Origin of the sequence: Zhongshania aquimaris, assembly GCF_019312595.1 — a bacterium.
Taxonomy (GTDB): domain Bacteria; phylum Pseudomonadota; class Gammaproteobacteria; order Pseudomonadales; family Spongiibacteraceae; genus Spongiibacter; species Spongiibacter aquimaris.
In genome coordinates, this window is sequence record NZ_JAHWDQ010000006.1 from 41,650 (window position 1) to 56,575 (window position 14,926).

Sequence of the window (14,926 nt, forward strand, 5' to 3'; positions counted from 1 at the left end):
TATGTCGGCGTTAAACGAAGTAACTATTCTTGAATTATCTGAACGTGTTTCAGGTGAATACTGCGGAAAACTCCTGGCCGAGTTTGGCGCAACTGTGATCAAAGTCGAAAAGACCGGTACCGGCAGCCCCACCCGCCGCATGGGACCGTTTGGCAAAGACACATCAGGGCCGGAAAACAGCGGCCTGTTTGCTTACTTAAATGCAGGCAAGCAATCTGTTGAGCTGAATTTAGACAGCGCGTCGGACCACGCCACACTGCTCGAGCTACTCAAAACCGTTGACGTCCTTATCGACGATCACGGCGCAAAGTGGCTGCGCCAATACGACCTTGCACCAGACAGCATTGCCGAGCGCTTCCCAGGCTTAGTGTTTTGCGCCATCACCGCCTATGGATTAGACGCCGATGACGATCGCCAATACGCAGAGGATTTAAACGTCTTTCACAGCAGCGGCCTCGGCTATCACACGCCCAGCGGCGCCGCTGACGATCTACCGCCACTCAAAGGCGCCGGACGCTTTTTGCCCAGCTATGAAGCCGGTTTAGATGCCGCCCTTTGCATCAGCGCTACTCTCTATGAGCGTCGCAGCTCCGGCCTGGGGCAGCTCATCGAAATCTCTGCCCAGGAGGTACTGGCATCGCGGGTTGACTACGTACTGGGCCAAATGATCGCCGGCGACATGGACGTAAGTCCCAGTCGTCACACCTTCGACCTTGGCGGGCCAGCAGGTATTTTCCCCTGCGCCGACGGCTTCGCTTATCTGTGGATGTCTGCCCCGCCGCACTGGGACGCCCTGCGCCAACTGCTCGACAATCCCGCGTGGATGAATAGCTTTCCCGAACGCTGGATGGAGCTGGACTGCACGGCAGAACGGGTCGCCGAATGCCGCAAACATATCACCCAGTGGCTTAGCACAAAGCAAAAACACCAAGTTGCCGAACAAGCCCAGCAACTCGGCTTAACCCTGGTTGCGGTCAACAATGCCGGCGACCTACTCGCCTCGCCGCAATATCAATTCCGCGACTATTTTTCTGAGATAGAGCACCCGGTACTGGGTAAATTCCATATCCCAACGTCGCCCTATCGCCTGTCGGCAACGCCGATAAAAACCAATGTTGCGCCCCTGCTAGGACAGCACCAGTATTCCATGCCGAACGCAGCGCAATTCGGAGAGCCACAATGACAGATCAGCAAAAACGCGGCGGCCCGCTTGCCGGGGTGCGAGTTGTCGAACTCACCAAGGTCTGGGCTGGCCCCTATGCTGGAAAACTCCTTGCCTTTTTAGGGGCTGAGGTTATCCGTATAGAGAGTGAAGGCTCACTCGATGTCACCCGCACTTACGGCGTGAAAGACATCAACAAAGCGCCGGGGTTTCAGGCGGTAAACCCGCAAAAGCTCAGCGTGCAAATTAATATGAAATCTGATGAGGGCATCGCCCTATTACTCGAGCTAGTCAAAGAGTCGGATATCTTGATAGAAAACCTGCGACCCGGTGCGGTAGACAGGCTCGGACTAGGCTATGAACAGGTCAAAAAGCACTGCCCTAATATCATTTACACATCGATGGGTATGTACGGCGCAGAGGGGCCACTTAGCTACCAAACGGGATACGCTCCCTGCTTTGCCGCACTTGGCGGTTTAAGCGCACTGTCAGGCTATGAAGGTGCGGCGCCCGCCGGTGTCAATATCCGCTACGCAGACTCTACCTTCGGCGCCGCGGCCGCACTGGCTAGCGTGGCGGCATTAAATCATCGCAGCAAAACCGGCGAAGGTCAGTTTATCGACGTCTCGGCAGTTGAAAGCATGACCAGCATGATCGGCGACGCGGTAATGGATTTCAGCCTGAATGGCGCGGTTAGGCAGTGTGATGGAAATCGCCACGAAGATATGGCACCCCACGGCGTATACCCCTGTCGCGACGGTGAATGGATTTGTATCGCCGTTAGCGACGATCAAGCTTGGCAGCGTTTTGCCCCGGCCTTGAATCTAGCAGGCGGCGCGGGCGCGCTAGCCGGTCGCTTTGACACTTTTGCCAGCAGAAAAGCTGAGGAGTCCGAACTCGACGACATCATCGCCAACTGGACTGCCTCACACGATGCCTCCGAACTTGCCGCGACACTGCAAGGACTCGGTATCGCCGCGAGCAAAAGCTTCAGTTCGGTCGATTTAATCTCCGACCACCACCTTTGGGCCCGCGGATTTTACGCCGACGTGGAAGACAGCGAGGGCCAAAGCCGCCCGATAGTCGGCCCGAGCTGGAAAATGTCCCGAGGCGCGACCATCAACAAGGCGGCCCCCAAACTTGGCGAGCACAATAAATATGTTTTTGGTGAATTGCTGAGGCTGTCTGATGAAGAGCAAGAACGGCTTCATACGGCGGGTGTAACGCGCTAAAACGACGCCTGGAAGAGAAAATCCACAGGATAATCGCGATATTAAATTACTGTCATGCGATTGACCCCAATTGACGTCACACAACAGTGTTGACTACAATCAAAGGCTCTAATTTAAATAATATTTCTCAGCGCCGCATTTTAATTCTTTTAAACGCCATTACCGGTGGCCAGGATAAGCAAGATGATTTGGCGCGACTGTCTTCAACAAAAAAAAAAGAAGCTATGACTATGCGATTCCCTCTCGGTAGACCCCAGATCCAAAAACTGATACTTGCCACTTCCTTGCTACTGATGGCCAGTTCAGGATTTACATCCTCGGAAGAGGACCAGCACCAATTTGGCAGCAAATATTCGCCGCTCAAGCAAATCAACACCGGCAACATTGCTAATTTAGAACAGGCTTGGGAATACCGCACCGGTGAAGTCATCCCCGAAGACCTCACTGACCTCCTCATCGCCTTTGAAGATCAACCCAGCATGATCGAAGGCAATTTAGTGGTGTGTACCACCACTCGAAAAATTATTGCCCTGGACCCCAAAACCGGCAAACAGCGCTGGAAGTATGACCCCAAGGACCCCAAAGTTGGCATGCAAAAATGCCGTGGTATCGCGGCCTATGTTGACGACAGCAGTGACGCGAATGCCCAGTGTCATTCCCGTATTATTTTAGGTACCGCCGATTATCGCCTAGTCGCCATCGACGCCAAAACCGGCGTACCCTGCGCCGATTTTGGTGACAACGGCGAAGTCAAAATGCCCACCAGCACACCGCAAATATTTGATGGCGAGGTTGTCGCCAACTCGCGCCCCGCCATCGTCAACGATGTCATTATTGTTGGGTCGTCGGTCGCCGATAACCAGCGCGTTGATGCGCCCAGCGGCAGAGTCATGGCCTACGACGCCCGCAGCGGCGAATTCCGCTGGTCCTTCGACCCCATTCCGCATAACCCAGATGACCCAGCTTCATCAAGCTGGGAAAACGGCACCGGCAACGGCTGGGGCGGCGGCAATGTGTGGGCCACAACCTCTGCGGACCAATCACTAGATTTAGTGTACTTGCCAACCACCAGCGCCTCTGGGGATTTTTACGGTGGCGGACGCGCCGGCGACAATCACTACACTACCTCGGTGGTGGCAGTGAAAGGCGCGACCGGCGAAGTGGTTTGGCACCAACAACTGGTTCACCACAATGTTTTTGACTACGACATTCCGTCGCAACCGCTGCTGATCGACTACCCCAACAAAGACGGAAAACTGATTCCCGCTCTAGTGCAAAACACCAAGATGGGCCTGATCTTTGTATTTGATCGCGCCACCGGTGAGCCGCTAGTGCCGATTGAAGAGCGCCCGGTTCCGCAGGACGGTGCTGTTAAAGGACAGATCCTTTCTAAAACCCAGCCCTTCCCCGTTGGTATGCCTACCTTGGCACCGCAAGGCTTCTCCCCAGACGATGCATGGGGATTCACCTTCATCGACAAATGGCTGTGTAAAAGAAAGGTCGAGAAGTACCGCTACGGCGCTATCTATACCCCACCAAGTGAGCAGGGAACGATATTCTCGCCCTCTGTTGGCGGTGGCCCAAACTGGGGCGGCGGCGCCTTCGACCCAGAAAGCAATATTATGATCGTGCCGTCTAATCGCGTACCGACCATCGTCACCCTGACACCGAGAGAAAAGGCAAAAATCGTCGAGTCTCAAGCCATAGAATCGCTTGGCGCAATGACCTTCGATGTAACGGGCGCACCATATATTCCCACCATAGAGCCCCTGCTTTCACCACTGGGGGCACCCTGCTCAGAGCCACCGTGGGCGGTGTTGTCGGCGGTGGATATTGTCAGCAAGAAAATACTGTGGGAATCACCACTGGGTGACGTCGGCGCCATGATGGGCGCTCCGTTCTCAATGATGCTGGGCACACCTGGCGCGGGCGGCCCGCTGGCAACCGCCGGCGGACTGGTTTTTATTGGCTACTCACTGGACAAGCAATTCAGAGCCTTTGACATTAAAAGCGGTGAAACCGTGTGGAGCGCAGACCTGCCATTTGGCGGCCACGCCATACCCATTAGTTATGAAATCGACGGCGAACAGTACATCGTGATTACCGCGGGTGGTCATAGCATGTACGGTTCACAACCCGGCGACGCAGTGATTGCCTACAAACTCAAAAAATAAATAGAAATCCCTCAAAAGGCTAAGGCACTTCTCACCGAGACGTGCCTTAGTACACAGAAACACCCTCAGCCTAACTATCAATTAATTAATGTGAATAGACACATAGTCCTAGCATTAACCATATTGGTGACAGTACAATGACACCAATATCAAGCACTCCACTCAATGGCAAACTCAGGGTGAACACCATGACTGACACAAACACACCGACATGCCCTATGCACGACAATATTGATCGCAGGAAATCTGCACCTATCGCCTATGCCAACAACCGCCCTGACGAAGGTGTGCACTGGGTTAAAATCCCCGCCATCGCAAGAAAAGTACTTCGCAGTAAATCCGCTGTCCAAGCAGGTGCCGGCGCGGACTTGCTAAATTACAAAAGCCCGGAACAAGCACCTGTCTTCTTTCTTGACGGCGAAGAGCACGCCAAGAAGCGCCGTAAAACCTTAAAATTTTTATCGCCCAAAGCCGTATCGGAAAAGCACTTTACGGTTATGCGCCGCTTCACCGATGCCCTGCTTGAAGAGTTTAAACAGGAAGGAAAAGGCAAGATCGAAGACATTGGCTTTCGCTTAGCTGTCGAAGTTGTCGGCGAGATATTAGGGCTTACCGAGAGCAATCAAGAGGGGAAAATTCGCCGCATTGGCTGGGTACTGAACGCCAGTATTTCCAAAGCGCGGAACACCCTGCTGTCACGCTTTTGGCTAAACTTCCGCCGGGTATTTTTCACTGGTATTTTCTTTTTCTTTGACGTTAGACCAGCAATTAAAGCACGCAAAGCCAACCCCAAAGACGACGCCATCTCCAGCTTTATTGAAGACGGCTACTCCAATGTCGCCATCATTATTGAGTGTCTCACCTACGGCTCGGCAGGTATGCTAACTACCCGCGAATTTATCACCATGACCTCATGGTATTTATTTGAAAATCAGCCACTGCGTGAGCGTTTCTTAGCGGGGAATGAGAAAGAGCAACTCGCTATCTTAATGGAAATTTTGCGGCTCGAACCGATTGCCGCAAAACTTATGCGCCGCGTAGATGAAGAAGTTGAAGGCCTGTCCGAGCAACCACTTCCGGCCGGCGAAAAATACGATATCGATATTCGCAACTTAAATATCCACGAGGATTTAGTTGGCGAATGCCCATTTGCAATAGACCCAGACAGAGCGCAGCGTCAAAATGATTCCGGAAAGTATTTCAGCTTTGGCGATGGTCCCCACGGCTGCCCAGGATCACAAGTTGCCCTACATGAAACACGTATATTTTTAGAGCAACTTTTCAAAATTCCGGGAATAAAATTAGACAGCGCGCCGATCATAACGTGGAATGACATGGTGCACGGCTATGAGTTGCGAGAAGCACTGATTTCTTGTGACAAGCTAAGCTGATTTTATTTCTGATAAAGGCATCGAGGCTGCTGCTATAATGACTTCGATGTCTGAAGAACCATCGGTCTTAACCCTTTGTATCTCGCCTAACTGGACATTGCGTGCTTCAAGCGTCGGACGTTAAAGCATTCGCTGTCGCTCATCTGGATCCCCGATCGGGGTCGGGGATGACGTAGAACTGACACGTCGAGGATGACGTAGAACTGACAGGTCGAGGATGATGTAGTACTGACAGATCGAGGATGACGTAGTACTGACACGTAGTACTGACAGATCGGGGATGACGTAGAACTAACAGGTCGGGGATGACGTAGTATTGAAAGATCGGAGATGACGTAGTTTTTAAAGCTCGATGAAGACGGAGTGTGTTTGTGTCATCCTCAACGACCCACTACCCTCATCCTCAACTCGATTGAGGACCCCGTCGCTTTGGCGTTCGTAACACCCCGAACTGGGCGGCGCGTACTTCAAGCGTCGGACGTTAAAGACTTCCCTCACGCTCACCGTCATACTCGGTCGCTGCCGAGTATGACGATGCTTGGGTTTTAGCCAGCTTAATCCAAACCACCCATACACATGTATTTCACCACTTGGTATTCATCAATGCCGTAGTGTGAGCCTTCGCGGCCAAAACCCGACTGTTTTACGCCGCCAAACGGCGCAACTTCATTTGAGATCAGACCGGTATTGATCCCGACCATGCCGTACTCCAAGGCCTCGGCGACTTTCCAAACACGACCAATATCGCGGCTGTAGAAGTAGCTGGCCAAACCGAACTCAGTATCGTTGGCTAGCTTGATGACTTCCTCATCGCTGTGAAAACGCAATACCGGTGCCACTGGCCCGAAGGTCTCCTCGTGGGCGATGCACATTTCCTGGTTTACATCAGCCAACACGGTCGGTTGGAAGAAATTGCCGCCCAGAGCATGACGCTGCCCGCCGCTTAATATTCTCGCGCCCAAGCCCACCGCATTCTCTATATGCTGCTCAACTTTTAACACAGCACCTTCGTCAATTAATGGCCCCTGTGAAACACCCTCATCAACCCCGTTTCCGACTTTTAATGCATCTACTGCCTTCGCCAGTTTTTCAGTAAACGCGTCATAGACTTTATCGTGAACATATAGGCGATTCGTGCACACACAGGTCTGACCCGTGTTACGGAATTTAGAGATCATGGCGCCCTCTACTGCGGCATCCAGATCGGCATCCTCAAACACGATGAATGGCGCATTGCCACCCAACTCCAATGACAGTTTCTTTAACGTAGGGGCACACTGCTCCATGAGTTTCCGCCCGACTTCGGTCGAGCCGGTAAACGACAATTTCCTCACCTTCATACTGTTGGTAAATTCCGCACCGATAACCCGCGACTTACCGGTCAGGATATTGAGTACGCCGGCGGGAATACCCGCCTCTTCGGCCAATACAGCCAAAGCCAGGGCGGTAAACGGTGTCGCATCAGCGGGCCTAACCAGCATTGTGCAGCCCGCCGCCAGTGCCGGCGCCGCCTTTCTGGTGATCATTGCCGCTGGGAAGTTCCACGGGGTAATCGCAGCGCACACACCGACGGGTTCTTTCACCACGATTAAGCGTTTGTCATTTGCAGGACTGGGAATCACATCACCGTAGGTGCGCTTGGCTTCTTCGGAAAACCATTCGATAAACGAGGCCGCGTATTGAACCTCACCCCGCGCTTCGGCTAGGGGTTTACCCTGCTCGGCGGTCATAATTTGGGCAATATCTTCAGCGTTGTCTTGAATCAAATTAAACCAGCGACGCAAATAGGCAGAGCGCTCTTTAGCTGGCAATTTGCGCCACGGCCCCCAAGCGGCATTTGCGGCATCTATCGCATCCCGCGTTTCCAGGTCGCTAAGGCGCGGAATGGTGCCAATTAATTCACCATTAGCGGGATTAAAAACATCGGTGGTTTCGCCAGAGGTGGCATCTAGCCACTGTCCATTTACATAGGCTTGCTGCCGAAATAATTCAGGTCTATTAAGGGATAACATAATTTCAATCCGAGTATAAAATTCATGTCGGTGTCTGCACACCACCAGTCAGAACAACAATCTTGCTTTCAATACGAACAAGGAGCCTATATCAGGCCCCTTGCGCTTGTAAACTGCGGTTTATTGTATCTGCACTATTGCAGACCAGACATCGCCCCAAAAGCTATTCTGCCGGCGGCGCGCCCAAGTAACGGTCTAACTCTAGATGCATATTAATAATCATCTTCTCGTGATGACCAGCAAACCAAACCTGCTTGCAAGCACTTGCATTCAAGCCCTTCTGGATACGGGGAATATTACTCATATCCTGCCGCGGTATTAATAAGAACTGATCGGGATCATTGATATCCGTCATGTGTTCACATTCCGCGCGCGGAACCGGCTTATCGGCAGGGTAAGTCGTGGTTGAGTAAATCTCGAAAATACAGCTATTAGGGTCATCGCCATTGGGACGCGAACGATAGAACATTGCATTGCCCATATTCGGCAGAATTAATAAATTCGGGAAAATAAAAACCTCGCCGCCCCACATACCTGCCACTTCTGGCGTTGGCGCTGGCATCGGTCGCTGAGTCATCGCCGCATCGGTATACACCGCTTTAACGAACTCGGCGCCGTAGCTTGAACCTTCAGGCACAGGCTTACCTTTTAGGGTCTTGGCGATATCGACGTCCTGCTGCAGAACCATGGCATCCATTTCGTCAACCAAGTGGGCCATGTGCTCAATCATATGATCCAACACGTCTTCAGTCGCATTGGCGTCATTGTTGGTCATGGGCTTTTTACCTGCATAAAAGCGGCCGTGACCATATGGATAAGCGTCATACTCTACATGGGAATGCTGGAATACATCATGATGAATACCTTCGTACATGAACTCCCGCCCAGCATCATCTAATTGCGGGTGCGTCGTCGGCACGTGATAGGTTTCAAAAAAGGCCTCTTGGGCAACTTTCCAGTTGGCACCAACCTCAACGGACTTCCACCAGTAGTGGTGCATGTCGCCAATCGCCAAGCCGTCGACGATTGCCCGTACCGGCTCAATAAATTCATCAAATGACTGGGGATTAGCATCAAAATTAATAAACACAAAGCCCGCGTAAATTTCACAGTGCAAGGTCTTTAAATGCACATCTTCGTTTTTTAACGTGCCGCCACGGAATTCTTTCTGCTCGAATATTAGCGTGCTTTCACCCGCCAAATTCCACTGCCAGCCGTGAAAGGGGCACATGATTTTCTCATGTTCAAAATGACCGCAACCACCGCCGGACAAAGCGGTACCGCGATGCGGGCAAAAGTTGTGATAGGCCTTGACCGTATCGGCGTCGACCCGCACCACGATCACCGACTGATTCCCGATTTCGTAGGTAGTGAAATCGCCGGCGGAGGGAATTTCGTCCAAGCGTGCGGCGCACTGCCACACGGTGGACCACAACTTTTCGTACTCCAGCTTCTGAAACTCTGGATCGACATAACGCCCTTTACGCGCACCATGCCCTTTGGACAGCAACCGCCAGCTTTCTGGCCACGCATTGTTATTATTCAGTGCGGCGCTCATATCACACGATCTCCGCAATTAGCGATCCTATCTCACACACCTCACCGGCTTCGACTTTAATACGCAGGGTCCCAGACGCCGGAGACTCAATCTCTTGAGTAGACTTGTCCAACTCCAAGGCATACAGCGGCGCGCCTTTTTCGACGGTGGCACCATCCGCCACCATCCACTCAGCCAATGTTGCTTCTTGCGTTGAAAACCCAATGGACGGAATACGGACTTCAGTGCTCATCGGCTGGTGCTCCCTTCTAAGGTTTGACGAATTGCGGCTTCGATATCAGTCGCTTTGTATAAAAACTCTTGCTCAAGCTTACGGGCAAATGGCACCGCGACATCTTTTGATGCCACGCGAAGCACCGGTGCTTTCAACGCCGCGAAGCAGTGTTCCTGAATACGGGCAGCAACTTCCGCACCCACACCAAAGCTGCGTACGGCTTCGTGGGCGATAACTGCGCGGCCGGTTTTATTAACCGACTTAACGATGGTGTCAGTATCCAGAGGAGATACCGTACGAAGGTCGACAATCTCAACGGAGATGCCTTCTTCGGCCAAACGATCCACCATCTTTCTCATGTCTTGCAGCGGACGACCGTAGCTAATAAAGCTTACGTCCGTTCCTTCGCGCTCAACATTCGCTTTACCCAAAGGCAAAATATGGTTGGCTTCTGGCGCGGGGCCAGACACGGTGCGCGTCAGCGCATCTTCAATAAATAAACAGGGATCCGGGTCTTCGATACAGGCGCGCAACAAGCCCACCGCATCAGCAGGTGTAGACGGAATAACCACCTTCATGCCCGCGGTGTGGCAGAACCACGCTTCCAACATATCAGAATGCTGGCCCGCCGCACTCATACCCGCACCGGTACGAGTCCGGATCGTGATAGGCACACTGGTTTGACCACCGGACATAAAACGCAGCTTAGCCGCATGGTTAACAATCATATCCATGGCGACGGTGATGAAGTTCATCAACATTATTTCGGCAACAGGCTTCATGCCCGCCAGCGATGCGCCAATCGCCGCGCCCACAATCGCCTGTTCGGAAATTGGTGTAGTGCGAACGCGATCAGTACCGTATTTTGTAGACAGGCCACCGGTTACTTTAAATACACCGCCACCTTCTTTGTCACCAATGTCTTCGCCCAACATAATAACGGTGGGGTCGGCAGCCATTGCTTCATCGAGAGCACGGTTATACGCCTGGGTAAAATTTATTTTATCGCTCATCTTAGGCGGCTCCGTAAATATCTTTGTAAACTTCGTCTAGTTCAGGTTCTGGGCTGTCTTTGGCAAATTGCACCGCGGCCTCAAACTCAGCTTCGAGCTCAGCTTTTAACGCCACTAAATCATCTTCTGTGGCAACGCCTGAATCCAGCACCTGCTGACGAATACGAATCATGGGGTCTTTGGCCATCTCGGCGGCCAATTCTTCTTTAGGAATGTAAGGAGCCTGATCACCAAAGTAATGCCCCATATAGCGGAAAGTATTTGCCTCAATCAGGGTTGGTCCCGCGCCGCTACGTGCACGCGCAACTGCGTCGCGCATCGCGTTCCACATTTCCTCCGCATCATTGCCATCTACACTGACGCCAACCATATTGGGGCCGTAAGCAGCCGCGCGATCAGAGATCTTTTCACAGGAAGTCGAATCAGCGTACTGAGTACATTCCTGATAACGGTTGTTTTGGCATAAGAAAATGGTCGGCAATTTCCACACCGCAGCCATATTCAGGGCTTCATGGAAGGCACCAATATTTGAGGCACCATCGCCAAAGGTGGCAACTGACACGCGGTCATCACCCTTAATTTGCGAGGCCCAGGCCATGCCATTTGCGATTGGCATGCTACTGCCTACCACCCCTGTGGTTACCATCACGCCAGAAGCGGGATGGGTAATGTGCATCGCACCACCCTTGCCCTTGCAGGCACCAGTCACCTTCATAAAGTACTCAGCCAACAGCACATCCAAGGGCATACCCTTGGCGACCTGGTCGTGAACACCGCGGTAAATGGTGCAGAGATAGTCTGTAGGCTCAAGATGAACGCCCATCGCTGCGGCGACAATTTCTTGACCGCGCGGTGAGTAATACACCGGGTGCATGGCGCCAGAACGGATCAAGCCGCGGATATTCTCGTCGACAATGAGAATTTTCAGAGCCTTTTTATAGACCTCATAGAGATCCTTTGAAGTAAAAGATGCGGATGTAGTCATAAGATTATTCGCTGATTATGTTCGTGGATTACACTTGAGTTTATTTTTTAATTGTACAACAATGGTGTTCAATCTATCGCGGAAGAGAGCAAATGTAAAGTATCGTGATTGATCATAATCTCACCATCAATCTCGAACAGCTGATCGACAGTATGAAGACAATAGAGAATCAGCAATGACGCTGGAGCAACTCTGCGCCTCAGCCTTAAGCCGCCCGCATGACCAAGCAGCCATAGAATTTAACGGTGCCTGGCGAAGCTGGGGGGATTTGCGACACATAGCGGAAAGCTGCTGCGATCAGTTACAGAATTGCCATATTCCACCGCACTCGGATATTGCACTGATAGCGCGCAACCAGCCCGCTGCCATTGCCGCGTTTCTTGGTCTCATCAGCCGAGGCTACAATATCCGCATGGTTTATCCCTTCCAATCAGGCCAGTGCATTGCCGCGGATCTAGCGCAAGATCCACCGGCAGCAGTGTTGGCGATCGACACTGATTTTTGTGATTCGGTATTACAGACGTTAGCGACTCACGATATCGCCGGCATCGCCTTTACTGACACTGGCGCAAACATCGCCTACGCCGCCAGAGGCGCTCGCAACACCAGCTTCAGCGGCATACCAACTATTTCAATTTTGAGCAGCGGCACAACAGGCAAACCAAAACCCGTCGCGCTTAGCTATGCGCTAATAGCCAGAGATATAGTCGGTCTGAGCCCAACACCCTCACAGCAAGCCAACGAAAACCTGACCCCGGCACTGTTATATTTTCCGCTCGGCAACATCTCCGGCTTGTACACCACACTGCCTCCCCTGGTCCACGGTCTGCCAGTCGTGTTACTAGACCGGTTTTCACTTGACGCCTGGCGCCAACACATTGTGCGCTATCGCCCTGCCGTCAGCGGCCTGCCGCCGGCGGCGATCAAAATGCTGCTCGATGCCGACACGCCAAAGGCGGATCTGGCCAGCTTGCGCTACCTGGGCGTGGGCGCCGCACCACTAGATGCCAATGTGCAAAGTACTTTCGAGCAACGCTACGATGTGACCATTCTAATGTCGTATGGCGCCACTGAATTTGGCGGCCCGGTCACGCGCATGACGCCGCAATTATTGGAGCAGTACGGCACGCAGAAAGCAGCGAGTGTTGGCAAAGCGATGGACGGCGTTGAACTGCGCGTCATCGACCCGGAATCAAACGACCCTAAACCCACCGGCGCCACCGGCTTGCTAGAAGTAAAAGCCCTGCGCATGGGTGAGCACTGGATACGCACTACAGATTTAGCAAAACTCGACGAAGACGGTTTTCTTTACCACCAGGGACGTGCCGACGGCGCCATTATTCGCGGCGGCTTCAAAATTCTGCCAGAGACCATCGAAAGTGCACTGCTCAAGCACCCCGCAATTTCTGCATCGGCGGTAGTTGGGATTTCAGACCCTCGACTTGGTCAGGTGCCGGTTGCCGCGATTGTATTAAAGGATAAAGCCGGCGCTTTGTCCGATCAGGAATTAGAGGCGTTTCTACGCCGCAATGTATTAACCACACATATACCGGTCGCCTGGCGACAAATAGCAGCCTTACCCAGAACGCCACTTTCTTACAAAGTCGATCAGGCGGCTGTGCGCCAACTATTTATTCAAGACCCGTAGAACGTATTATTGCTATTAAACTTAATCATTACGCAAAACCATGAAACTAAGTCGCCAAGAACATAATTATATGTAAAGGCACTTTAAAAATAATTCAGGAGCACACTATGTCAAATACAGCCCAGCTAAGCCCCGCAGCGGAAAAACCAGACCATGTCCCAGAGTCACTGGTATACGATTTCGATTTTTACGCTGACCCCGGATTAATCGAACGCGGCCACGATCGCGCCATCGAAGTAGCCAAGGAAGCTCCTGAGATTTTCTGGACACCACGCCAGGGTGGCCACTGGATGATCAAAGGTCACAAGGCGGTATTTGACGCGTCACGAGATACCGAAAGCTTTAGCAATAGCCCGTTTTCTTATGACGAAATGCAAGAAATTATTAAATCGCTGCCTGCTGACTATCCCAAGCCCTTAATCCCAACACCGATCACGTTGGATGCCCCGCATCACGGCACCTTCCGTATGCCACTGCAAAGAGCTTTTTCGCCAAAAGCGATGAAGGCAATCAGCGACGACATTCGTGCGCTGGCCATTAGCTTGGTAGAAGAGTTCAAACCTCTCGGCGGCTGCGAATTTATGTCGGCCATTGCTGAGCCACTACCGGTCACCGTATTCCTGAAGATGTTTGGCCTACCAGTTGAGCGCCAAGTTGAATACCGCGTACTGGTGAAACAGCATTTGGCAGCAACGGACTCGAACCCATCTGCGGTCCAAGAACGTTTGCGCAAGGTGGCTGCGGCGATGCACGACACCATCATGGAGCGCAAAGAGAATCCGCAAGACGATATTATTTCTATGCTATGGGCGGCAGAATTTAACGGCGAGCCCGCAACAATCAATGATATGGAAAACTACTGTGTCATGATTTTCGTCGCCGGATTAGATACCGTTATGAATGGTATGGGCCTCGGTGCGCTTCATCTAGCGAACAACCCAAAACTGCAAGCTGAACTCAAAGCAGACCCGAGCAAAGTACCCGCCGCGACAGAAGAAATTTTACGTCGCTACACCTTTACCCTGCCTCCCCGCTTTGTAGCAAAAGATATGACATTCCAAGGCATCACCATGAAGAAAGGTGAGAAAGCCGTTCTACTATTACCAACAGCCGATCTCGATGAAAGTGAATACGAGTCACCAGAAGAGTTTAAAATGGCGCGTGAGAACGTCCATATCGCGTTTGGAGCAGGGCCACATCGCTGCCTCGGTTCCCATTTAGCCAGAGTAGAGCTAAATATTCTTTATGAAGAAATGGTAAAGCGCTTACCGGAATTCAAACTTGATCCGAACAAGGCCGTGCAATATCACGGTGGTCCAGTTTGGGGGCCAGAATCAGTACATCTAGTTTGGTAAATTCCGCCGCAACAGCTATCCCAGTGAAAACCCAGTGTCAGACCGGGATAGCTTGTTGTGTTCTAATAATCAACAATGCCTATCAATTCCTGTATCCTTTTCTCGACAAGCATGTCAGATTATTACGCAACAACTCACAATTAGCCTGAAAAAAGGCTGCTTTATCTATTCAATAAAGGATG

At 51.9% G+C, this 14,926-nt stretch carries 11 protein-coding genes; 6 read left to right on the top strand and 5 right to left on the bottom strand.

Annotation, left to right across the window (positions count from 1 at the left end; all coding sequences use genetic code 11):
* Position 1 precedes the first annotated feature (1 nt).
* From KXJ70_RS17035 to KXJ70_RS17050, 4 genes are all read left to right on the top strand, one after another.
* Positions 2-1,183 (top strand): CaiB/BaiF CoA transferase family protein, encoded by a 1,182-nt coding sequence (locus KXJ70_RS17035; RefSeq protein WP_219044753.1) that lies wholly within the window; start codon positions 2-4, stop codon positions 1,181-1,183.
* Positions 1,180-2,394 carry a CaiB/BaiF CoA transferase family protein gene (locus KXJ70_RS17040; RefSeq protein ID WP_219044754.1) on the top strand — a complete coding sequence of 405 codons (1,215 nt, stop codon included), beginning with the start codon at positions 1,180-1,182 and terminating at the stop codon, positions 2,392-2,394. The genes KXJ70_RS17035 and KXJ70_RS17040 overlap by 4 nt, the downstream gene beginning before the upstream one ends.
* A gap of 86 nt (positions 2,395-2,480) precedes the next feature.
* Positions 2,481-4,568 (top strand): pyrroloquinoline quinone-dependent dehydrogenase, encoded by a 2,088-nt coding sequence (locus KXJ70_RS17045; protein WP_219044755.1) that lies wholly within the window; start codon positions 2,481-2,483, stop codon positions 4,566-4,568.
* Positions 4,569-4,756: 188 nt separating this feature from the next.
* Positions 4,757-5,959: a cytochrome P450 gene (locus KXJ70_RS17050; RefSeq protein ID WP_219044756.1), complete on the top strand. Its 1,203-nt coding sequence runs from the start codon at positions 4,757-4,759 to the stop codon at positions 5,957-5,959.
* A 554-nt stretch (positions 5,960-6,513) separates the two neighbouring features.
* Here KXJ70_RS17050 and KXJ70_RS17055 read toward each other — a convergent pair.
* From KXJ70_RS17055 to KXJ70_RS17075, 5 genes are all read right to left on the bottom strand, one after another.
* A complete protein-coding gene (locus tag KXJ70_RS17055; RefSeq protein WP_219044757.1) occupies positions 6,514-7,971 on the bottom strand; it encodes an NAD-dependent succinate-semialdehyde dehydrogenase in 1,458 nt (485 codons plus the stop codon).
* A gap of 163 nt (positions 7,972-8,134) precedes the next feature.
* Positions 8,135-9,529, bottom strand: coding sequence for an aromatic ring-hydroxylating oxygenase subunit alpha (locus tag KXJ70_RS17060; protein ID WP_219044758.1), 1,395 nt, complete (start codon positions 9,527-9,529; stop codon positions 8,135-8,137).
* A 1-nt stretch (position 9,530) separates the two neighbouring features.
* On the bottom strand, positions 9,531-9,761 hold the full coding sequence (locus KXJ70_RS17065; protein ID WP_219044759.1) for a biotin/lipoyl-containing protein: 231 nt from the start codon (positions 9,759-9,761) through the stop codon (positions 9,531-9,533).
* Positions 9,758-10,756, bottom strand: a complete 999-nt coding sequence (locus tag KXJ70_RS17070) for an alpha-ketoacid dehydrogenase subunit beta (protein WP_219044760.1) — start codon at positions 10,754-10,756, stop codon at positions 9,758-9,760. Before KXJ70_RS17070 ends, KXJ70_RS17065 begins: the two co-directional genes overlap by 4 nt.
* 1 nt (position 10,757) lies before the next feature.
* Positions 10,758-11,741 carry a thiamine pyrophosphate-dependent dehydrogenase E1 component subunit alpha gene (locus tag KXJ70_RS17075; RefSeq protein WP_219044761.1) on the bottom strand — a complete coding sequence of 328 codons (984 nt, stop codon included), beginning with the start codon at positions 11,739-11,741 and terminating at the stop codon, positions 10,758-10,760.
* Between the two features lie 175 nt (positions 11,742-11,916).
* On the opposite strand from KXJ70_RS17075, the gene KXJ70_RS17080 reads away from it, so the two are divergent.
* Entirely contained in the window at positions 11,917-13,389 is a 1,473-nt protein-coding gene (locus KXJ70_RS17080) for a class I adenylate-forming enzyme family protein (RefSeq protein ID WP_219044762.1), read from the top strand.
* A 107-nt stretch (positions 13,390-13,496) separates the two neighbouring features.
* A complete protein-coding gene (locus KXJ70_RS17085) occupies positions 13,497-14,744 on the top strand; it encodes a cytochrome P450 (RefSeq protein WP_219044763.1) in 1,248 nt (415 codons plus the stop codon).
* Positions 14,745-14,926: the final 182 nt, after the last annotated feature.